Source organism: Flavivirga jejuensis (genome assembly GCF_030540765.1).
In the GTDB taxonomy this organism is placed as follows: domain Bacteria; phylum Bacteroidota; class Bacteroidia; order Flavobacteriales; family Flavobacteriaceae; genus Flavivirga; species Flavivirga jejuensis.
Window position 1 is genome coordinate 150,532 of record NZ_JAUOEL010000009.1, and the last position, 22,714, is coordinate 173,245.

The window sequence follows — 22,714 nt, forward strand, 5'->3', positions numbered from 1 at the left end:
GATTAAGCTGTTTTTGCTTTTAAACGTTTCATTCTTTGTTTTATATTACCTTGAACCACATAATGGTCAATTGTAGGTGCAAACACATTCATTAATAGAATCGCTAACATAACACCTTCTGGATATGCTGGATTAAATACACGAATTAAAATTGAAATAAAACCAATTAAAAATCCGTAAATCCATTTTCCTTTATTGGTTTGAGACGCTGTTACTGGATCTGTTGCCATAAACACCGTACCAAAAGCAAAACCTCCAATAAGTAAGTGATGCCACCATGTTGTACTCATTAGTCCGTAGAATTTACTACTTTCTGTAATCCAACCAGAATCAACCACTTGATTAAAAATTAATCCCATTACTATAGCACCTAAAGCAGATGATAACATGATTCTCCAACTTCCTATTTTTGCAAAGATTAAGAATAACCCACCTAATACAATTAATAAGGTTGACGTTTCTCCAACAGAACCAGGAATAAACCCTAAGAACATGTCCATAACTTCATAACCTGCAGCTTTTCCTTGGGCAAGACTTCCTAATATTGTTTCTCCAGAAATAGCATCTAGATTGGCTCCTGCAGCAATGTTATTAGCTCTTTCCACAGCACCTTCAACCCATACCTTATCTCCAGACATCCATGTTGGATAAGCAAAGAATAAAAAGGCTCTAATAGTTAATGCAGGGTTTAATATATTCATTCCTGTACCACCAAATACTTCTTTACCAATTACAACTCCAAATACAATGGCTACTGCTAGCATCCATAATGGAATATCTACTGGTACAATAAGTGGTACTAACATACCTGTTACTAAGTACCCTTCTTCTACTTCGTGCCCTTTAATGATGGCAAATATGAATTCAATTCCTAAACCAACAGCATAAGACACAATGACTAATGGTAATATTTTCCAGAAACCAATCAAGAAATTATCCATAGTCCAAAACTCCGAACTAAAGAAACTTCCTGCTGCTGCCTGAATATCTCCGATTTCTAAATTATGTTGGTAACCAGCATTAAACATTCCGAAAATTAAACACGGTACCATCGCCATAATAACGGTATTCATGGTACGTTTTAAATCATCGGCTGCTTTTATATGCGTACCATTATGTGTAGTCTCGTTTGGTAAGTATAAAAACGTGTGGATTGCAGAAAATGCAGGTAACCACTTCTTGTCCTTATTCTTTTCCTTAAAATTATGTAAACTATCTTTTAAACCCATTATCCTATCTCTTTAAGCATTAAGTCTAAACCTTCTCTTATTATTTTTTGATGTGGTTGCTTAGACACACATACAAATTCTGTTAATGCAAAATCTTCAGGAGCTACTTCATACATTCCTAAAGCTTCCATTTCATCTAAATCTTTATATAAACATGCTTTTAAAACTTGCATAGGAAAAATATCTAAAGGAAAAACTTCTTCATAAGTTCCTGTAGTTACAAAAGCACGATGTTCACCGTTGGTATTGGTATTTAAATCGTATGTTTTTTTAGGGGCTAACCAAGAAAAAGTAAGCGCTCTAGATATAGATACTTTATTAAAAACAGGTTTAGTCCATCCAAAAAATTCGTAGTCATTACCTTCTGGAATTATAGAAATAACATTACTATAATAATCTAAGTAACCATCTGGTTTTATTTGTTTTCCCGTTAATACGTTTCCAGAAATAATACGATCGTTAGTATCTCTAGAAATGCCTTTATCATAAACCATAGTAGCAACTTCGCTTCCTATCTTGGTAACAAAATACCTTGGCTTTTGAACAGAAGAACCTACTAAAGCGACAATACGTTCGGCATTAAACTTTCCTGTTAATAATAACTCACCAATAATAACCAGGTCTTGAGGATTTACTGTCCAAACAACCTCTCCTTTATTTACTGGATCTATCTTATTTATTTGTGTTCCTACATTCCCTGATGGATGTGGTCCAGAAACTTTATGCAATGTAATACCTGCTAAACCTATTAATGGAGAATTTCCATTTTTTCCAACAGACACATGTACTTTGCCTTCGGTAAGTTTTCCTAAAGCTTTAATAGCAGCTTGTAATTCAGGTTCTTTTCCTTGCAAAGTAAAATCTAAATCGGCAGCTAATGGTGCACTTGCATACCCTGAAATAAAAATAGCCTTTGGCATTTTATCTGGGTTTGCAATAACATCGTATGGGCGTTGTTTTATAAACGGCCAACAACCAGATGCTAATAAATGTGATTTAACAGTTTCAGAATTGGCAGTATCCACATCAAACGTACCATTATCCTGGTAAGCTTGTTCTTTATCTGCTTGAATCTTAATTGCTAAAATTTTACGTTTTTCACCACGAGAAATTTCTAAAATTTCACCAGAAACTGGAGAAGCAAACTTGATAGTTTCGTTAGACTTATCGAAAAAAACAGTTTCACCTGCTTTTACTTTTGTACCAACTTTAGATATTAATTTAGGAGTAACGCCGTGGAAATCTTCAGGTCTTAAAGTATAAAAGTTGCTTAAAATTGCCTTTTCTGAGGTTTTTTCAGCTTCACCCTTAAGTTTAATGTCTAGACCTTTTTTAATGCGAATGTCGTTTGACATATTTTTTTTATTGAAATTAGTTGTCTAAAAATCGGTGCAAAAATACGAATTTAAAATACAGTTTTCATAATAATTTTGATAGAAATTTACATGCTTTTGAAGAACTTAAAAATCGGGCATCATTTTTGCTTATCTTTATGCAAAAAACTGCTTACAAATGCCATTAAAGTTTAAACAAACCATCTTTTTTATATTTTTCCCTTTAGTCCTTTTGTCTCAGGTAGAAGAAATAAATCCACCAGATCATATTAAAACTATCAATTTTAAAGGTGATACCCCAGAAACACAATTACCAATTTTAAAACTCGGTGAATATGTTGTTTTAGAATTTGATGTTCTAAATGGTGATGAAGACGATTTTTATTATAAAGTGGAGCATTTTAATGCTGATTGGACACCTTCTGTTTTAATAAAATCTGAATACATGGATGGTTTTGACAACCAACGTATTAGAAATTACGAGAATTCTTTTAACACTTATCAAATTTATTCTCATTATAAACTCACTATTCCTAACACACAAACCAGGCGTTTAAAAGTCTCAGGAAATTATATGCTTTCTATTTTTGATAATGATGATGTCCTTGTTTTTTCAAGAAAATTCATGATTTATGAAGACACCTCTAATGTTGGTGTTATTGTTAAGCGTTCACGCGATATCGGAGTTATTCAAGAAAAACAACGTATTGAGATTGTTATTGATTCCAACACCATGCAATTTAATAATCCTGTACAAAATGTAAAAACTGTTATCGTTCAAAACAACAATCTAAAAACAGCCATTTCAAATATAAAACCGCAATATACTATTGGTAATCAGTTAATTTACAAATACGATACAGAAACTAGTTTTTGGGGTGGTAATGAATTTTTGTATTTCGAAAACAAAGATGTACGGGCTGCAAATACAGGAATACAAAGTATCGATTTAAAAGATTTATACCATAATTATTTATACGCAAACCTTGAGAGAGCGAATAAACCTTATACCTATAACCCAGATATTAATGGGAACTACGTTATTCTAAACCTTGATGCAGAAAATCCAGATATTGAAGCAGATTATGTTTGGATGCATTTCTCATTACTTCCTACGGAATCTTTAAAAAACAAAGACATTCACATATATGGTAATTTTAATAATTATGCTATTGACGAAAGTACCAAAATGATTTTTGATGAATCTCGTAACGTTTATACAAATGATATGTTACTAAAACAAGGCTTTTATAACTATAAGTATATTGTTGTAAATAGTAATAAAAGTATTGATGAAGGTTTTATTAGTGGAAACTTCTATCAAACAGAAAACAATTACAAGGTGATTGTTTACTATAGAGATTTAGGTGCGCGATACGACAAAATTATTGGTCTTGGTGAAGGAAGTTCTATCAATATTTCTAATTAATAGTGCGTTTTAACTATTTTTTTTACCAAAGACGTTAAAAATCATCGCTAACCACTTAATATTTATTATTTTAGCACCAACAAAAACTTTGTACACTCAGTATTAGCATGGTTCAACAAGTTACAAGAGGCATAAAAATATCAGTGATCACCACTTTTGAAGGCTCATTTTATAAAAATTATAAAATGCAGTATGCTTTTGGATATACCGTAACTATTGAAAATCAAAGTAAAGATTCTGTGCAGCTTAATGCACGCCACTGGGAGATTTTGGATGCTTTAAATAATGTTGAAATAGTTTCTGGCGAAGGTGTTATTGGTAAAAAACCCGTTTTGAAACCAGGAGAATCTCACACTTATACTTCTGGATGTTTGCTTACCTCTCCTTTTGGAGCTATGCAAGGTCATTATAGTATGATAAACTTTACTACTACTAAAAAGTTTAAAGTAACTATACCTACTTTTAAACTTAGCGCTCCTTTTGCTATAAATTAGACCATTCAATCTTTTTGCTAATAATTTAGCGTTTTCAAACATATTATTAATAACTCAAAATAAATTGAGGCAAACGACATAATACAGATTCTCACGTCGCGCTTTTGACGCTCCTCAGAATGACGGAAAGATTAAACTTTTCGTTTAAACCTAAAAACCTTCTTACTTTGTTTCACATGAAAAAATTTGCAATTTGAATAATGTACGAATTCAAATGCCTGATTGTAATTAAAAGAATCATCATCAACTACAAAAACAGCATCAACATCAATATTTCCATAAGGAGAAATACGTCTAAACCTGTATTCAATTTCACTGTCTGCGGGGAACAATTCAAACCACGCACCAGCAGCAATTCCAGATAACCACTGCGCCTTTTCATTTAAACCTTCTACAGGTCTGGGCTCTAGTGTACCTATAAAATTAGGTTTATGATCTTTTAACCTATCTAAAAAGCAACGAATGTTTTCACTTTTTTGGGATCCTTTAAATTCTGAAATCATACCCGTTTCTGAGACTTCAAAAACATAATTTTCGGTATTTGAAAGCAATACATTACCAACTGTACTAGGTGTAAACCATTTAGAGTTTTCTAATTTCTTTTTAATATCTAAATTGGTAACCGATGCAATTAAACTATCCGTTACAAAATGCGCACAATTACATCCCTCCTTTATAAAAGCTGCATACCTAATAAAATGCTTCTCTTGCATTTTGGTAATATGTGTTCTTGCCTTTTTATAATTAACAGCATTACAAACCGAAGCTACGAGTTTACCTTCACCATGTGTTAACTTAGGATGCGTTCCTAAAAACTCTAAAATTTCGTCTAAGTTTTTGATGGAATCGTTTTCAATCTCTGCTTTAATTGGAAAACCTAATTCATTATCAGTATCTCTCCCCCGTACTCTTCCATTAGGCTCTGGTGTAATGTAGCGTCCGAAATCATGATATTCTAAAACACCCGTTCTTTTATCAATCAATACTAAAGCGGCATGCCCTGCTCTTAAATAGTTTTTTTTACCAACACCTATAAATCTTAAATAAGGCGAAAACCATTCTTCAGAAACCATAACGACTGTATCTGGATACGCCAATGTTAAAATAATACCTGTATTATCCATTTACAACTTCTGGCAGATTGAATGTTTTAGTTGTAATCGTTTTATTTTGAAGATTTTCATATTGCATTTTTACAGAATCAGATGTTTTTATTATTTGCGTGACACTCGTTGTTTTAACAAAACCACGATTCATTACAACGCCATAGTCATCATTATCCTTCCCTGCCGTTTTATGAAATTTTAATGCAGAAACCGCATCTAATTCATGCTCTTTTTTAAAAGACTCAAACCAATTTAACCTTTCGCTTTTCATCTCTTTAGAATATAATGTCGAAGAAGACCAAATTTTTGGTTCATGTGCCAGTTGCTTAAAATGCTTATTTTCTCCATCCCAAACCAATTCATAAAACTTTAAAGTGGCGTTCCAATCTACAATAACCATAGTAAATGGCTCTATTTCTTGAAGATTATAAGCATCAATCGTAATCTCTATATCATCAGTTACCATAAAATCTTTAGCAACCACGCCTCTACTCTTCCTATAACTCAATTTTCGTTCATGCAATGTAAACCCGCCGTTTAACACACAAACCACTCTGTTTTTTTCGCTCAAACCAATCCATGTCCCTCCAGCCATCTGATCTTTAGGAAATAACGTTTTAACATCATTAATCATATAAAAATCTGGGGCAATCGATATTCTATCTGGAGCTTCATCTCTATTTGAAGTTAAAACAAACCCATTATTAGCTTTTGGAATAATTGTTACTGTACACATAAAACTTATAGTCTAAATACGGTTTAGCAACTTACAAAAAATAAATAAATTTTAACTTGTTTTTAAACATTGTTAACGCTTGCAACTATTAAATTATTCGTAAATTTGCACCCTATTTAATGAAAATTCAATAACAAAAAATCAAGAATCATGGGAAAAGGCTTTTTTAATGTACCAGTAGCTGTTAACGAACCAGTTAAGAGTTATGCTCCTGGGACTCCCGAACGCGAAGCAGTACTAGAAACATATAAAGAAATGTTTAATAGTAAAATAAACGTTCCATTATATATAAACGGAAAAAACATAGAAACTGGTAATACCAGAACGATGTCTCCTCCACACGACCATAAACACAGTGTCGGAACTTATCATCTGGCTGAGAAATCACATATTGACGATGCTATTTCTACAGCATTAGAAGCCAGAAAAAGTTGGTCTTTAATGCCATGGGAACAACGTGCTGCTATTTTCTTAAAAGCTGCCGAATTAATTGCGGGCCCTTATAGAGCCAAAATAAATGCTGCAACCATGATGGCGCAGTCTAAAACCATTCATCAAGCAGAAATTGATGCTGCTTGTGAGTTTATAGATTTCTTACGTTTTAATGTGCAGTTTATGACTGACATTTATATGGAGCAACCAGAAAGTACAAGTGATGCCTGGAATAGAGTTGAGTACCGACCTCTTGAAGGGTTTACATACGCCGTAACTCCTTTTAACTTTACTGCCATTGCTGGAAATTTACCTGCATGTATGGCATTAATGGGTAATGTGGTGGTTTGGAAGCCTAGCGATAGTCAGGTATACTCTGCTAAAGTAATTATGGATGTTTTTGAAGAAGCTGGTGTACCTCCTGGTGTTATCAATGTTGTTTTTGGTGATCCTGTTATGATTACGAATACAGTTCTGGCAAGTCCAGATTTTTCTGGCTTACACTTTACAGGTTCTACCTTTATTTTTAAAGAACTTTGGAAACAAATAGGAAATAATATCCACAACTATAAAACGTATCCAAGAATTGTGGGAGAAACTGGCGGTAAAGATTTTGTCGTTGCTCATAAATCTGCTAATCCAGAACATGTAGCTACCGCTATTGTACGTGGGGCTTTCGAATTTCAAGGACAAAAATGTAGTGCTGCTTCAAGAGCCTATATTCCAACAAGTTTATGGAGCGATGTTAAAAGTAAAGTTATAAAAGATGTAAAATCTTTTAAAATGGGGTCTCCAGAAGACATGAGCAACTTTATTACTGCAGTGATTCATGAAGGTTCTTTCGATAAGCTAGCAAAATATATAGATCAGGCTAAAGCTGATGCTAATGCCGAAATTATTGTTGGTGGGAATCATGATAAAAGCAAAGGGTATTTTATTGAGCCTACTGTTATAGTGACTACAGATCCTAAATACACCACCATGTGTACAGAGTTATTTGGTCCTGTGATTACCATTTATGTTTACGAAGATGATGCTTACGCAGACACTTTAAAATTAGTAGATGAAACGAGTGAATATGCTTTAACTGGAGCTATTATATCTAAAGACAGGTACGCGGTGACTCAAGCAACTGAAGCTTTACAAAATGCTGCTGGAAATTTCTATATTAACGATAAACCAACTGGTGCTGTTGTTGGACAACAACCTTTTGGTGGTGCCAGAGCTTCTGGAACTAACGATAAAGCTGGAAGTGCTCAAAACTTATTACGTTGGGTATCTCCTAGAATGATTAAGGAAACTTTTGTGACTCCTACGGATTATCGCTATCCTTTTTTGGGGGAATAATTCCTCCAAAGGAAGGAATCTCATAGTAGAGAAACTTATATAAAGAGGCTGTCTAAAATTAAGACAGTCTCTTTTTTGTTTTGTAAACTTTTGTGATTGAGACTATTCTATTTGTCAGAAAAATTATCGTACTTCGTTTAACATTAGATATAAAACAACCTGTATTGAACTTGTTTCAGTATTAAAACGATTTCATATCATATCGTTAGCCACAATAAAAAACTACATGGCAAAATATAAATATCATGAAAGGTATGCAGTTTGGCTAAATCATGAAAAAAGATGTTGGCTTTGTAAAGAACCTTTAAGGATAGATGAAACCACAATTGATCATATTTTACCAGAATCACTTCTCGATGATGAAAAGAAAAAGAAGAAAGTATTTGAAATATATGGATTGAATGATAAATTCAGAATAAATGGGTTTGAAAATTGGCTTCCTGCACACCTAGTATGTAATCAAAACAAAGGGAGTTCTATTTTAAATTGTGTTCCACTTTACGCATTCATATTGAATAGAACAATTAAGAAAGCAGAAAAAGTTTTAAGAACTTCACAAGCAATGCAAATAAAGATAAACTCTTATCAAAAATTGCAGTAGCAATGGAACTTAATCATTTAAGTAAGATAGATATAGAAAGTTTCTTAAATAATAACGAGATTAATCGTGATTCACTTGAAGATATGATTAAACTTGACAACGGATATTGGATTAGTCGTTCCGATATCGCTTATGAAGGGTTTTGTAACTGTGAAAGAGATAAATGTGTCGATCATGATGATAAAGTATGGATCATGCCTAAAAGTTGTGTTTAGGCATAATCCCTGGTTCGTGTGGATTACAATATGAACTTTCAAATCAATAATTTTGACAAAAAAATTAGTTAAAACAAAAAAGCATCTGAAGAGACTCAGATGCTTTTAAGCACTTTAAAGCTAATTTCTTTCCGAATACGTCCTTGTATTTAGTCCGCATATCGTCCTTGAGATGGAATAATATAAACTACTCAAGAATTTTTACTAGTCGCTAAACTAATAAGGCAATAATCTATCCTCATTGGAATTGAGGGAATTATATATAATACTTTTAACTTGTACACCAATTTCTCAAGTGCAATCCTGCGGCTTGAACTAAAGAGTGCATACCTGCGGCTCTAAATGGACATAATTTGTTTTCACAAACTAAACAATAAGCATTGACTTAAAGGATATAAGCATTACTCTTGATTAAAAGCATTATTTGCTATTGTAAATATAATTAATAATCAAGACTTTAGCAGTATGTAATTGAAAAACTTTTGAACATGTTTTTAACATTATAAATTAACTGTAAAACAACTATTACAGTGGCTAACGTGTATAGTTCATTGCTTGGAAACTCCTATTCGGAATTTCTGTCGCTTCTGAACAAAGGGTTTTGTTTATTTTGCTAACTTAGTGATATCGCAACGAAACCATATACGTATTCCAAGATCAAATCCTAATAAATTAGTTTTTTTATGCCGAATGCTGTTGAAGAACCACATAAGGCGTTCCTCGTTTAACCACTGCAAAGGACCTGTAATTCTAAAACACGTTATAGTTCTCCTCTTTCTCTATTTAAATATATTTATCACAAACTAAAGGAACACGTTAAACGAACAAAAATCCTAAAAAAACTATTATATCTATCCCAAATCATTAATCATTTCTTCACCCACATTTAGAATTGAATCACTTCAAATCACATCAGTTACACTAAAATTAAAATAAGAGATTCCTGCCAAAGTTTATCTTGAGCGAAGCCAAAAGCGGGAATTTATTAAAAATCAGGGTTTTTAATTAGCACCATTACGCAACGAATAATAGTGAAAAAGAAAAAAAAGTAGTTCTCATTACTTTTGGCGTTAAAACAGCATCTAAAGAACTTAAAAAGAACGATTTCTTGATTAAAAGAAACTTTCGGGTTATCGATTTGACAAAATAACCACTGTAAATTTCACAACTCATTTTTAAATATTCTTAAAATTTTTGAAGTGGTAATTTATTACAAATAACCTTCCAAAACCTTTCATGTTTTTTATAAAAATGTATCTTTAGGTACACGAACCCTTATTTAATTTACATGCGAATAGGTATTATTATTGGTAGAATTGGTGGCGTAGATGGCGTAGCACTTGAAACCGAAAAATGGATAGAAGTATTAAAAAAATTAGGACATAAAGTCTTTATTATGTCTGGAGAATTCGAATCTTGGGATATGGATTATGAGCATGATTATCTCTTTCCTCCCTTATCCTTTTTTTCGGTTGAAGCCGAGTGGGGACAACGTAAAGCCTTTTATGAACCTGATAAAGACCCAGCCCCTTTACTAGATCATGTTGAAAATGCATCCAACATGATTTATAAAGCCATGCTTCAATGGGTTACAGATAAAAAAATAGACGCTATACTTTCAGAAAACGCTTCAGCACTCCCCTGTCATTTATCTATGGGGGTTGCTATAAAAAAACTAATTAAAGATACTGGATTGCCTATAGTAACTCACGATCATGATTTTCATTGGGAACGCGGGCAGCGTTATGTTTCAGTACACCCTGAAATTAACCAATATATAGATGATAATTTCCCGTTGTTACTACCCAATGTAAAACACGCAGTCATAAATACCTTTGGAGTAGAAACCTTTAAAAACAGATTTAATATAGATGCTACTTTGGTACCTAATGTTATGGATTTTAATCGGGTTTACGGTGTTCCAACTCCAGAAAACCAGTTCTTCCTAAAAGATATAGGCATTACAGAAGACGAAATTGCATTATTACAAGTAACACGTATCGTTAGGCGTAAAGGTATTGAAACAGCAATCTCCTTAATTGATAAACTAGATGATAAAAAACTAAAACTAGTTATTACTGGAAATAATAATGATGACGAAAATAAAGAATATTATAATGAATTAATTGATCAGATTCACGAACTAAATCTATCAAATCAAATCATATTTGCAGCGCACAAGGTACTAGATCATAAAGATTTATCTGATGTTTATGCACACGGTAGAGCCTGTACTTATTTTAGTACTTATGAAGGTTTTGGAAATGCTTTTGTTGAAACTGTACTTGCAAAAAAACCCATATTTGTAAATAACTACAAGCCTGTATATATGCAAGACATTGGCAATAAAGGGTTTGAAACAGTCATGATAGAAGACGGACATCTCACGACTAAAAGTGTTCAACAAATGTCAGACATCATATACAATCCAAAACGATGTTTAGAAATTGGCGCATATAACTTTAACCTTGGTAAAAAATATTTCTCATTTGATGTCCTTGAAGAAAAATTAAATAACTTATTTACATTTTAAGAAACGAACAAATGACTAAGACAGCGAAAATCACGAATATTTTAAATGAACTTAAAAATGAAAAAATAAACACCTGGTTTGATTTAGGTTTATTTATTGATAGATTTAAAGAACAAAATTCAAAATCAGCCTTTAAAGGTGATGCACCGTCATTTGATGCTCATATTGAAAAAGGAGGCATTGCTTTTTTAACATTTTACTTCACTATAGATGGTATTACGGTAGAAACAGAAAAGTATGCCAAAACTTTTAAGAAGATTTACCCTAATATTCCCATTCATTTTATAGCAGGAGATATTAAACAAGAGGCCGATGAATTAATTCCAAAAGACGCTTTTAAAAAAGTATTTCCAGAAATGGAAGCTTTTGATGCCTGGCCGTTATACGATGATTTCTTTAGAATAAAAATGGAACGTGGTAGTGAAGCCTACAATAACCTTATTGGTAAGTTCTGGAAAGAGGTTTTAGTATTAGTAGAAAAATTGGGTCGTTATATTGAAGAAAATGATATTTCGCTGTTGTATTTAATCAATGTGTGCTCTAATCCTGGTAATGTTTCCTTGGCATTGGCTACCGTATTAATTTCAGAATATTTAGGAATTCCTGTCATTAATAATAATCATGATTTTTATTGGGAAGGTGGTAATAGAAAAGTAGAAATTAAAAAGAAAGGCCTGAAAAAAGGGCCAAGAGATTTCTTTTTTCATAATGCCCATGTCGGGGAGTTTTTCTCAGTCATAGAAATGATTTACCCATGGGAAAGTCGGTCTTGGATGCATGTAAATATTAATAAAATTCAACAAAACCATCTAATAGATATTAATGGTCATAACCCAGCCAATGTGGCGCTCATAGGAACAGCGGTAGATACCAAAATGCATCAAATGAGTAAGCGCGACATTATAAAAGCGTTTATGCAAGTGTCTACTATTTTTGCTAACAAAAAAGATACAATAACAGTTCATACAGCCGCACATCATACCGATAGTGAACGGTCATTAAAACCCATATTATTAGGTTATAAAACCATTCGTAAATTTGATTTTGTAAACAACAATATTGTTTTCTTACAGCCTACACGGGTAATTAGCAGAAAATCTATCGAGCTTAATTTTAAATTGATTAAGCGCTTATTTTCTTATGATTCATTTGCCGAAAAATTCATCACAAATCCACAATTAAAACTATCCTTAATTGTTTCTGGACCTATCCCACATGGTCAACAAAATTACTATCACGATTTAAAAAAAGATTTTAAAAAGTTCCTTAAGGCACTTCCAAAAACATTCAAATCAAGAGTCCTTCTTGGGTTTTTATTTAGTGAGTTCGATAAAAATGAATTTAAGAAAAAATATAAAAAGCCATTAGATATTGAGCAACTGTATGATGTGGCTTCCTTAATTTTATTACCAAGTCAAACCGAAGGCAGGGGCTTACCTATTATTGAAGCTGCAGCTTGTGGCACACCCATATTTTGTAGACAGTACGAACCAAGAGAAGTTTATGATGAAGTTATTGGTCGTCATTTAGATCAGTCTTTACGTTTAAACGTTTTAGAATTTAAAGGCTCTAAAATCCCTAAACGATTGGCGGAAAAAATATGTGATCATGTGTTTTATCCTCAAAACAGAATGGTTGATGTTACACATAATAGAAGCGTTATTAATAAGCGCTATAGTATAGAAGCATTGCAAAAAAACATGCAATATATTCTAGGTCGACTGCATTTGCAGTTAGGAGCTATTTCTAATACCGTTAACCCACAAGTGGTTAATTTATTAGAAGCATACAAAAATATGGTACATTTTGAAAATGAAGACCTTCATGCTATACTTAATAAAAAAACGAGACATTACTTACCTGGTTATGGCAGATTGTCGTTTATGACGTATTTAAAATCTCTAATAGATCCTAGTTTTTTTAGAGTAGAAGAACAGCTCATAAAAGGAAAAGTAATGGGGTATGCCAGAATGATGGAAAATGACATTCCTGATTTAGTAAATACTAATCTTAATTTAATCCACAAATATTATAATGCCATAGATGATATTTTTAAATATGTAGATGGAGAATTAACAATAAGACACGATCATGCCTTGGCATACAGGCATAGAAACAAAAAACAATATGCCTATCAAGCATTTACTTATCATGAGGTAACAGGTTTGGTTAATATGATTTATAGCGATGTTTTTAATCCAAAAAACCTACCAGATTTAACTTTGGCACCACAATTTTTTGCTGATTGGGAATTGGCATTATTTCAATTAACCAATAGTAAATTTTTAGGAATTGATGATCGAAAAATTTTAACAAAAAAATTAAAAAACAATGTTCCTAAAGGGTACTTTCCTGGACGTTATATTAAGCATGAATTGGAATATTTTGTATTGCAACCTATTCGGGCACAACTTGAGCTTAAAATAGAAGAAGAACTTACTGCAGATGTCCTTAAAGAAAAAGGTAAAGAATTAGAAAAAGTCTATATTTTTATACACGAACCAAGAATCACAAAATGGTTTTCAAATGCCAATATTAAGGAGTATTTAGAAAGTGGAAAGGAACCTGAACTAGGGTTGTTATTTAAAACAGGCGTTGTTCAGATAATAAAAACAAAACAATGGTCTGAAGGGGTTCATTTTCCACAAATGGGAGCCAAAGCAATTAAGATTTTACGAAACATTAAAGAATCTAACGGTTTTATAATTACCAATGGCGAGTATGCGGCAATGATGACCGACATTATAGAAATAGATCATTTCCACATAGGAAAGGTACAGCATAGCATGACTGCTAAGATTATGGGAATCCCTAAGGATAGTGGTTTTATACAATTTGTACCAGCAGCAGTTAGAACCACTTTAGCATTTCCTACCCCCATACAAACAGCCAAAGATTTTGATAATGTTTTAAAAAGCAAACTATATAAAAAGCTTAAAAAAATACTTGGCGAAAAGGAATTGTTGCAACTTATATCTAAAGATGCTATTGAAAACGGCACCCCCATAGCGAAGCTGTTAGAGCAAATAAATGAAAACTTAAAAGACACTAAAACCGTTGAAAAAGTAACAGCGTCATTTGCTGGAGGCGTTTATGAAGATGGTTTACCTTGGAGCGGTGTATTAGCCGAAATTGATACCAAAAAAGATAACTGGAAGTTCGCAGCCCATATTGCCAAGAAAGAACCTAAAAATGTACCTGCCCTTATCAATGAGTATAAGAAGGCAAGTAAAAACCCGAATAAAATAGAGCTAGCCTGGAATGGAGGCTACATATTAAATCCAGAATTGGTTGGTAAACTAGGATTGCCAGAAACCTATATAGGCTCCCCTTTAGGTCTATTAATTATGAATAACACTGTGTTTTGTCCGCCACTTTTTAATAAACCAGCATTCATTATTTATAAAAATGGCGATGTAGATATTCGAAAGGTAAACAGCAAAGCAGGCTTTATTGTAAAAGGAAAACAAAACATCCTATTTGCTCCAAGCCACTATAATACACACAGCAATACCGAACCTTGTTTTTACGATTTGTCTTATCCCGAAGAGACCATACAAGGTGATGGTCATGTTATTTTAAGAATAGCAGGCCATACGGTAAAGCAAATTATTAAAACAAAAGCAAATGAAGTTGTGCCCGTTATTCCAGTGGGGATTACCTTGTCTATACCTTTAGAAGTGTTTGCTAATGGGGAATTTGAAGAAGGCATGCCATTAGATATTCAGTTATTAGAGCCAGAAACAAACCCTTACAAATGGGATGAGATATCGTATGCTATTGAAGCAGGACCGATGTTAATTGATGGTGGCAAGCAAATTTTAAATATGGAAGATGAAGGTTGGAAAACGGCTAACTCTATTAAAACACAAGCGGCCCGATTAGACTTTACAGATATGCGCGGTCCAAAAATAGCTGTAGGTATTACTAAAGCGGGTAAACTTATGGTACTTATGGTAAACGGACGCATTAGAGAATCTGTTGGTGCTACCCATTTTGATATGGTAGATATTCTTTTAAAATACGGTATGGATAAAGCCATGGGCTTCGATCCTGGAGGTAGTAGCACCTTGGTTGTTGATGGTAACATTATGAATATTTCGCCATACAATAAAAACTACGAGAAAGATATTTACTCATTACCACCAGAACCGCGATTTGTTGCCAATGCCATTATGGGCTGGATTGAAGGATAAGTTTCTTAACCTTAATTCTGAAATAAAAACTATAACACCAAAAGAGATGTGTCGGAACAGACTATTCTCAAAAAAGTATTTTCTTCACCATCTTAAATACTGAAGTACGTCAAATGGCATCGATTATACTAAGGTTAGCTAAACGAATCTATGGGCAGAAAGTCCATAGATTCGTTTTGACAGGCTGAAAGTCTGCTTCGTGAAATATCGAAATATAAAATAATAAACATTGTAAAATTGAATTCCTGTAAATTGGTGAAATTCGTGTCAAAAGTTTTTAGAAGCTGAAAACGACATGCACTAAGGCATATAGTTATAACTGCATTTGAAACCAATAAAAGATTCCTGCCAAAGTTTATCTTGAGCGAAAGAAAGGCAGAAATTTATTAAATTTGAAAATAATGTCCCCCTTTCTCATTTAGCAAACGTCTTAACTATATAACAATTAAAAATATTATAATTATGAAAGAATTTATGATGATTTTCGTGGGAGCAGATTACACCGATCTTGGTTTATCTCCTGAAGAGCTTCAAAACAGAATGGGGAAATGGTTTTCCTGGAACGACAAAATGGAAAAAGCGGGTGTCCTTCGTGGAGGAAATGCTTTAACTCCTGCTATCCGACGTGTTGTTGGTGCAAACAGAACAGTAACAGATCTTACTTCGGCAGAAGTTAAAGAAATTGTTGGTGGTTACTATATAGTTGAGACGACCGATTTTGATGCTGTTCAAAAAATTGCTGAAGATTATCCTGATTATGATCTGGGAGGTACTGTAGAAATTCGTGAAATCATGGTATTTGATCGTTAATGGAAACAAAACTTATAGACCATTTATTCCGCTACCATAGCGGAAAAATGGTCTCCGTTTTAACTCGAATTTTTGGACTTTCTCATCTTAGTATCATTGAAGATGCTGTTCAGGATACTTTTATAAAAGCAAGTATTTCTTGGCGTACCAAACACCCCGATAACCCTGAAGCGTGGTTAACTAAAGCTGCTAAAAATAGAGTTTTAGATATTTTCAGGAAACTGAATACCGAAAAAAAACACCTACCTAATATTATTTATGGCACCAATGCCATTGCAATACACGAACTCTTTTTAGATACCGAAATTGAGGATGCCCAACTTCGTATGATCTTTACAGCCTGCCATCCAAAATTAGATCCTAGAGATCGCATTTCGTTTGCTTTAAAAACGGTTTCGGGGTTTAGTATTAAAGAAATCTCTTCTGCTTTACTAACAAAAGAAGACAGTATAAAAAAACGACTTACTCGTGCTCGAAAAGCCATACAACAATCCCAATTAAAATTCCAAATTCCACAAGGAGACTTATTACCTCAGCGCTTAGAAAGTGTCATGGAAGTACTATATCTCATTTTTAATGAGGGCTTTCATTCCAATAAAGAAGAAACACTTGTACGCAAAGAATTGTGTGGAGAAGCCATGCGTTTATGCAAAATGCTTCTAAAAAACAAACATACACGTACACCAGAAGTTTACGCCTTATTTGCGTTAATGTGTTTTCATTCGGCACGTATCGAAGCTAAAACGAATGCTGAGAATGAGTTATTGGATTTAAAAAACCAAGATAGGAGCCTATGGCATTTCCCTTTAATAAAGCTAGGAAACACCATGATGAATAAAGCTGTTGACACATCCACATTTTCTTGTTACCATTATGAAGCGGCTATTGCTGCTGAACATTTACGAGCCCCTCGTTTTGAAGATACTAATTGGAATAAAGTACTTCATTGGTATGAATGTCTTCATGCCATCCAACCCATGCCAACACATCTATTAACTATGGCAGTTGTTTGTTTACAAAACAAAGACTACAAAACGTCTAAAAAATATCTTAGCCAAATTAAACCAGACAATTTCTCCCAAAGAGCATATTTATACTATGGTACTTTATCAGATTACTATTACGCTACAAACAACCACAAAGAAGCCATTAAGAATATTGATTATGCTATAAACAAGGTAAACAATAAACTCGAAAAAAGCTATCTGCAAAAAAAGAAATCGGAGTTACTATCTAAAAACTAATCTTTTATATTTTATAAATTTAGTCTCGTACTACTCCAGTATAATCTTCTTATTTATAATACCATGGTCTGTATCCAACTTAACAATATAAGCACCTTGACCAACACTCATTGGGGTCGAAAAGCTCTCTTCGTTTGTATTCAATTTTACTGTTTTTATATTCTGACCAAGGATAGTATATAACGAGATCTCCGAAATACGTATTCTATTCTTATTTATCACCTTAATTTCAGAAGTTTTCGAGTTATAATAAATAAACAATCCATTCGTATTTTCATCAATACTGCCAGTAGACAACTGATCTGAATTACTTTGAAAAACCAATTTAAATCTGTCATTGTATTCACCCGTATCTAAATAAATCTCAAATGGCGTGTTATTAATTTTATAGGTTTCACCTGTAAGCTTATCTTTAATATAAAGCGGAACATCAGGATCTAAATTCTCAATAGCATCGACCTTAATTTTTACAAGGCCAGATTCTTTAACAATCAAACCTAATTGAAACTCTTTTGTAACATCAAAATAATCTGTTCCTTGAATTACAAACTTATTTTCTGCAAAATTCCAATACATATCCTCTTCACTAACATCAGCCATAAAGGCGTCATATCCTAAATCAAAACCATCAGAAGCATTCATATCAAAACCTAAAACCAACTGTCTCTGATATCCCAAAGGAGAGCCATACGCTAATCGTATTATTGGTGTATTATTTTCTTTGCTATCACTAAAGCTTTCGTTCTTTTTATCTTTTGAAGGTTTTATAAATAAAGACGTCGAACCATATTCTTTAGCAAAAACACGCTGACTGTTATTAAATACAATATCTCCTCCATCAATAGTTGCTAAAGGATTTCCATTTCCATCTTCAAAACTTTCGATGCTTGTACTTACAAAGAATCCTTGATTTACAGGAATGTATCGCCCTGGAATTTTCGTCCCTCTATCCTGATTATTATTAATTCTATGATCATTTGAAATGGCAACAGCACCTCCTATTATATTTCTCGTAGCATATCCAGCTACATAATCTACTAAATCATGTGTATTTACTTCGCCAAAATGATCAAAAAAATATAAAGCGCCATTAAATATAGTACCTGTGGTATTATTACCGCCAACGGTTGTACTCATATTATCTAATATAAATTTTGTTGCATCGATAGCTGAAGGATATGGATTACCTATTAATCGATCCACATCTCCTGATGTTTTATCAATTTTTAACATTATATCTCCATTGTTTGGCACTCCTTTAAATACGTAATTTTGTAAGGTTAAAAGTGATACCATATTAGAAGTCCCTTTCATGCTATAACCTTCTCCTGGTAGCAAGGTATGTTTTTCATCAATATATTCCCATGAATGATAATCATAATTAGGTCCATAAAATTTAAGCAACCAGTATGTACTAATTGTTATAGGGTCTGTTGGAGATGAATCTGCTGCATGGGGAGACGGCATAAAAGTTATATTTTTATATGATGAAGATGTAGTACCATCATTTAAAATATCTGATACTGTGTAACTAGAATTAGTGTTAGGAACTCCCGTTCCTCTTGTAGCTGCATTCCCTGTTATTGTACTAACCGAAGATGACCAAAAATTGTAATTATACGAATTTGCAGTACCTTGTTGGTCTCTTTCAATATAGCCTCCACTATCGGCATCAACAATACTACCCTCTGTTTGTATTAATTGAGACTCCCCCACTAAATCTATAACACCATCTAATTCTAAATAATGTGAGATTACGAGTCCCTGTCCTGAATTTGTTTCATCTTGGGTATCATTGGGGTTTGCTATTGTTAAAGTGCCTGAATTACTTTTTAATCCTAAAAGCGAAATATTTCTGTTTCCTGAAGTAATATCATGCAATGATTCAACAATATTCCAATCTATCATCGTTACACCATCTAAGCCCAATGAGTTTGGTAACATCTGGTCTGTGCCATAACTCCAAGTAGCACTAGAGTCCCACGTTCCATTAGTTGCTGAAGTATACGGCAATGGAGCTGTTTGTTCTCCTACTATTGTTTTATCTTTGTTTAAACAATTTAAACGTAAAAAAAGTTGATTAGCTGATAAATCATTAACAGATGTGCCATATAATGAATTAAAATCATAATACGCCCTTAAACTACCCCACGGTATATTAGCTATCTCATTTTTTAAAATAGCCTGAGGTATTACTTTACCATTTGTATAATTGGTTCCGTTACTCTTAAATTGCTCCATTTCCTGGTTCATCAAATATCTTATTTGATCTTGAGAAAGCACGATGTCCCAAATACAAACCTCATCAATTTCTCCTAAAAGCGGGTTAATAATAGTATTTTTATCAATATAAACAGCACCTATGGCATAATGATTGGCATTTGGAGATGGGCTTACAACATTCTGTACCGATTTATCTAAAATCCCATCTACATATAACAATATGGTTCCACTATCATATATAAATGTTATATGATGCCATTTACCATCATCAACATCCATATTCGATGTGTATTTTGGAGTTGTATCATCTACTAATACCTCAACATTTCCAGAGGTATTCAATCGTATTTGAAACTTTTCCCCTTTTGCCATAATAGTTCTATGACTTGCATTAGCAGCACAATTAATCCAAGCAGAAATTGAAAATGAGTTCCCTTCTAAATTAACACTACGTTCTCCAACTAAGTAATCACCCGAAGCTATATTTATAGCATGATTTTCTGTTAAATTAGCTGCTTTACCGAAAGTAAAATACTTTATCCCATCAAAATCATACCATGTTTCAAAATTAGAGTTTCCATCAAACGTAAGTGGTAAAACATCAATAATGCTCCCATCTGTAAAATTAGGATCATCTGCTACGATTAAAACATATTCTTCGGTTTCCAACTTAGTAAATAATGAGTTAAGTACAATTGATAAAATAGATATCTTCACTGTTTCCACATCCCCATCTACATCTTCATTAGACTCAACTATTTTCCATTTTCTATCAATACGAGTTAAAGATGTAGTAACTCCAGAGCTTATTGTTACAATATTAGTATTAGTCCCCGAAAAGGTACCTTTATTAGTTCCCCAAACTAAAAAATCGCCATCTTTTGCAAACTCGTTATTATTTGCACTGTTAGTTTCATATATATCTCCTAAACCAATGGTTACTTCATATCCATTGTGTAAAGATTTTGATTGTTTTTGATTTAAATCGGAATTAGAATCTCTACCAATCCCAGCTACAAAATAATTAAATCCACTATTAGCTGTAGCATCCCATATTGTTGTACCAAACGAGTTGACATAATTTTTATTGGCCTCATTGCTAGAACGGCTGCCTAAAGTAATACCATATTTTATTCCCAAATACGATTCTATTTTTTGTCTATCATCAGCATCTAGAAGCTCAGAAAACGTAAAAATCTCGGCAATACGTCCATTTAAACTGCCTTGTCTATCAATATTTCCACCAATCCAATATGGAGACCCATCTACATTTGCAAAAGGACCAGCTATGGCCGCTCCTGTTGATAAAGTAGAAGCATTATACAAAACATCTTCACGGGATGGAGAGGCCGCCGCATTATTTTTAAAATTTATTATTCCTGCTCCTGAAAATATACCAATACCTGCTCTAATAAAATAGCTAATGTCCTCATCACCTATAAAACATGTCAAAGCTTCATTAGTAAATTTTGTGGTATAATCTCCAAACCCTATCCCTGTAATATCTCCTATATTTCCCGTTGAAACTCCAGAAAAAATAGTGTTTCTTAACGACGATTTCGACATAGCAGCATCAGGAGTCATAACAATAAAAATGTCCTGTGTATAAAAACCATTTGTATCGTTATACAAATACTGTTCTAAAGAAGCCCCATCGTTTTCAAATTTAATAACTGGGTTAAAATTAATATTATCTGTAGCGGTATCTAAATATGTTGGCTGTTTTGCTTGGTCAGTCTGAATAGCATCCTTATCATTGGTTCCTAAATCCTGCCATTCTGAAACTTTAGACCCTGTTTCAACGATACCTCTAGTAGATTTTAACCACAACTTAAAGTTTGCAGTAACACCTCCTGGACCAGGAATATTTTCGTTAAACATTTCGGCACCCACAGTAAACTTAAATGTTGTATTATCAGAGTTACTAATACTTATAATAGATGTTTGTGTTCCAACCCCTCCCATTGGCGCAGTGAACGTAACTAAAATAGTTACAATATCATTGGGTTGAATTGTTGCAGGTAGCGAACCAGACGCTGCAAAATCACTATTAGAACTGGAAACCGATGTTACATCCAAAGGACAGCTCCCTATATTATTAATAGTATATGTTCTTGTAGCAGATGTTCCTTCTTCTACAACTCCAAAAGAAGTCCCATTGGTATCTGAAGTTGTAATATCGCCATGGTTTATATCTCCATTATTACTCCCAACTATATATATTTTGGGTGCCGTATTTACCTCTAAAGTAAAAACAAAATCTGCTTGATCACGAACACGTATAGTAACTAATGTACTGCTTGTAGTGGTACAATTAGAATTAATATTTTCCACCTCAAAATCTAGCTGGTAACGTTGTTGATTACTATTCAAATTACAAAGTGCTGGTTTAACTCCACCATTAACATTGTTCAGTCCTCCATCAAAATCTGCTGTATTTGACACTAGTACATCACGTACTCTTAGTTCGTTACAATTTCCAGTTTCTATATTTGTTATTCTAAAATCTAAACTATTACCTGCATTAATTGTAACTATAGAACCACTAGAAATCGTAGTCCCTCCAATAACTTTCACTTCTGTGACTTGTGCAGTAGCAATCGAACTAATAAATAAAAATAAAATAAAATAAGGAACTTTAAGTAGGTTGGTAAGGGCATATTTTCTCATATAAAAACTTAATTTAGGGCTTTAAATTTTTGTCTAATGTTTCTTAATTAAAAAACACTAGACAGGTATAATAAAAAAAAACTGATACAAATACATAGTTATAAATGAACGAATA

General features: G+C 33.2%; 14 protein-coding genes. 9 read left to right on the plus strand and 5 right to left on the minus strand.

What is annotated here, in order from left to right:
• Positions 1 to 2: 2 nt before the first annotated feature.
• A complete protein-coding gene (locus tag Q4Q40_RS21770; RefSeq protein WP_303304164.1) occupies positions 3 to 1,229 on the minus strand; it encodes an NADH:ubiquinone reductase (Na(+)-transporting) subunit B in 1,227 nt (408 codons plus the stop codon).
• Positions 1,229 to 2,584, minus strand: coding sequence for a Na(+)-translocating NADH-quinone reductase subunit A (locus Q4Q40_RS21775; RefSeq protein ID WP_303304165.1), 1,356 nt, complete (start codon positions 2,582 to 2,584; stop codon positions 1,229 to 1,231). Before Q4Q40_RS21775 ends, Q4Q40_RS21770 begins: the two co-directional genes overlap by 1 nt.
• Before the next feature lie 157 nt (positions 2,585 to 2,741).
• Between Q4Q40_RS21775 and Q4Q40_RS21780 the strand changes: the two genes are divergently transcribed.
• The gene (locus Q4Q40_RS21780; RefSeq protein WP_303304167.1) at positions 2,742 to 3,992 is read left to right on the plus strand and encodes a type IX secretion system plug protein; all 1,251 of its coding nucleotides are present in this window, start codon (positions 2,742 to 2,744) and stop codon (positions 3,990 to 3,992) included.
• Between the two features lie 107 nt (positions 3,993 to 4,099).
• Positions 4,100 to 4,486 (plus strand): Co2+/Mg2+ efflux facilitator ApaG/CorD, encoded by a 387-nt coding sequence (gene apaG, locus Q4Q40_RS21785; RefSeq protein WP_303304168.1) that lies wholly within the window; start codon positions 4,100 to 4,102, stop codon positions 4,484 to 4,486.
• Between the two features lie 131 nt (positions 4,487 to 4,617).
• Here the strand turns inward: apaG and Q4Q40_RS21790 are convergent, their stop codons facing one another.
• The gene (locus Q4Q40_RS21790; RefSeq protein ID WP_303304169.1) at positions 4,618 to 5,610 is read right to left on the minus strand and encodes a DUF6695 family protein; all 993 of its coding nucleotides are present in this window, start codon (positions 5,608 to 5,610) and stop codon (positions 4,618 to 4,620) included.
• The gene (locus Q4Q40_RS21795; protein ID WP_303304170.1) at positions 5,603 to 6,328 is read right to left on the minus strand and encodes an NRDE family protein; all 726 of its coding nucleotides are present in this window, start codon (positions 6,326 to 6,328) and stop codon (positions 5,603 to 5,605) included. Before Q4Q40_RS21795 ends, Q4Q40_RS21790 begins: the two co-directional genes overlap by 8 nt.
• Positions 6,329 to 6,478: 150 nt before the next feature.
• Here Q4Q40_RS21795 and pruA point away from each other — a divergent pair, with 150 nt between their 5' ends.
• From pruA to Q4Q40_RS21830, 7 genes are all read left to right on the plus strand, one after another.
• The gene (pruA, locus tag Q4Q40_RS21800; protein WP_303304171.1) at positions 6,479 to 8,107 is read left to right on the plus strand and encodes an L-glutamate gamma-semialdehyde dehydrogenase; all 1,629 of its coding nucleotides are present in this window, start codon (positions 6,479 to 6,481) and stop codon (positions 8,105 to 8,107) included.
• Between the two features lie 226 nt (positions 8,108 to 8,333).
• Positions 8,334 to 8,708, plus strand: a complete 375-nt coding sequence (locus tag Q4Q40_RS21805) for an HNH endonuclease (protein WP_303304173.1) — start codon at positions 8,334 to 8,336, stop codon at positions 8,706 to 8,708.
• Positions 8,709 to 8,791: 83 nt separating this feature from the next.
• Positions 8,792 to 8,923 carry a hypothetical protein gene (locus tag Q4Q40_RS21810; RefSeq protein ID WP_303304174.1) on the plus strand — a complete coding sequence of 44 codons (132 nt, stop codon included), beginning with the start codon at positions 8,792 to 8,794 and terminating at the stop codon, positions 8,921 to 8,923.
• Positions 8,924 to 10,211: 1,288 nt separating this feature from the next.
• On the plus strand, positions 10,212 to 11,456 hold the full coding sequence (locus Q4Q40_RS21815) for a glycosyltransferase (protein WP_303304175.1): 1,245 nt from the start codon (positions 10,212 to 10,214) through the stop codon (positions 11,454 to 11,456).
• Positions 11,457 to 11,467: 11 nt separating this feature from the next.
• Positions 11,468 to 15,652 (plus strand): phosphodiester glycosidase family protein, encoded by a 4,185-nt coding sequence (locus tag Q4Q40_RS21820; RefSeq protein WP_303304176.1) that lies wholly within the window; start codon positions 11,468 to 11,470, stop codon positions 15,650 to 15,652.
• Between the two features lie 462 nt (positions 15,653 to 16,114).
• Positions 16,115 to 16,462 (plus strand): YciI family protein, encoded by a 348-nt coding sequence (locus tag Q4Q40_RS21825; RefSeq protein ID WP_303304177.1) that lies wholly within the window; start codon positions 16,115 to 16,117, stop codon positions 16,460 to 16,462.
• Positions 16,462 to 17,706, plus strand: coding sequence for an RNA polymerase sigma factor (locus Q4Q40_RS21830; protein ID WP_303304178.1), 1,245 nt, complete (start codon positions 16,462 to 16,464; stop codon positions 17,704 to 17,706). The genes Q4Q40_RS21825 and Q4Q40_RS21830 overlap by 1 nt, the downstream gene beginning before the upstream one ends.
• A gap of 30 nt (positions 17,707 to 17,736) precedes the next feature.
• Here Q4Q40_RS21830 and Q4Q40_RS21835 read toward each other — a convergent pair whose 3' ends face one another.
• Positions 17,737 to 22,599 (minus strand): DUF8202 domain-containing protein, encoded by a 4,863-nt coding sequence (locus Q4Q40_RS21835; RefSeq protein WP_303304179.1) that lies wholly within the window; start codon positions 22,597 to 22,599, stop codon positions 17,737 to 17,739.
• Positions 22,600 to 22,714: the final 115 nt, after the last annotated feature.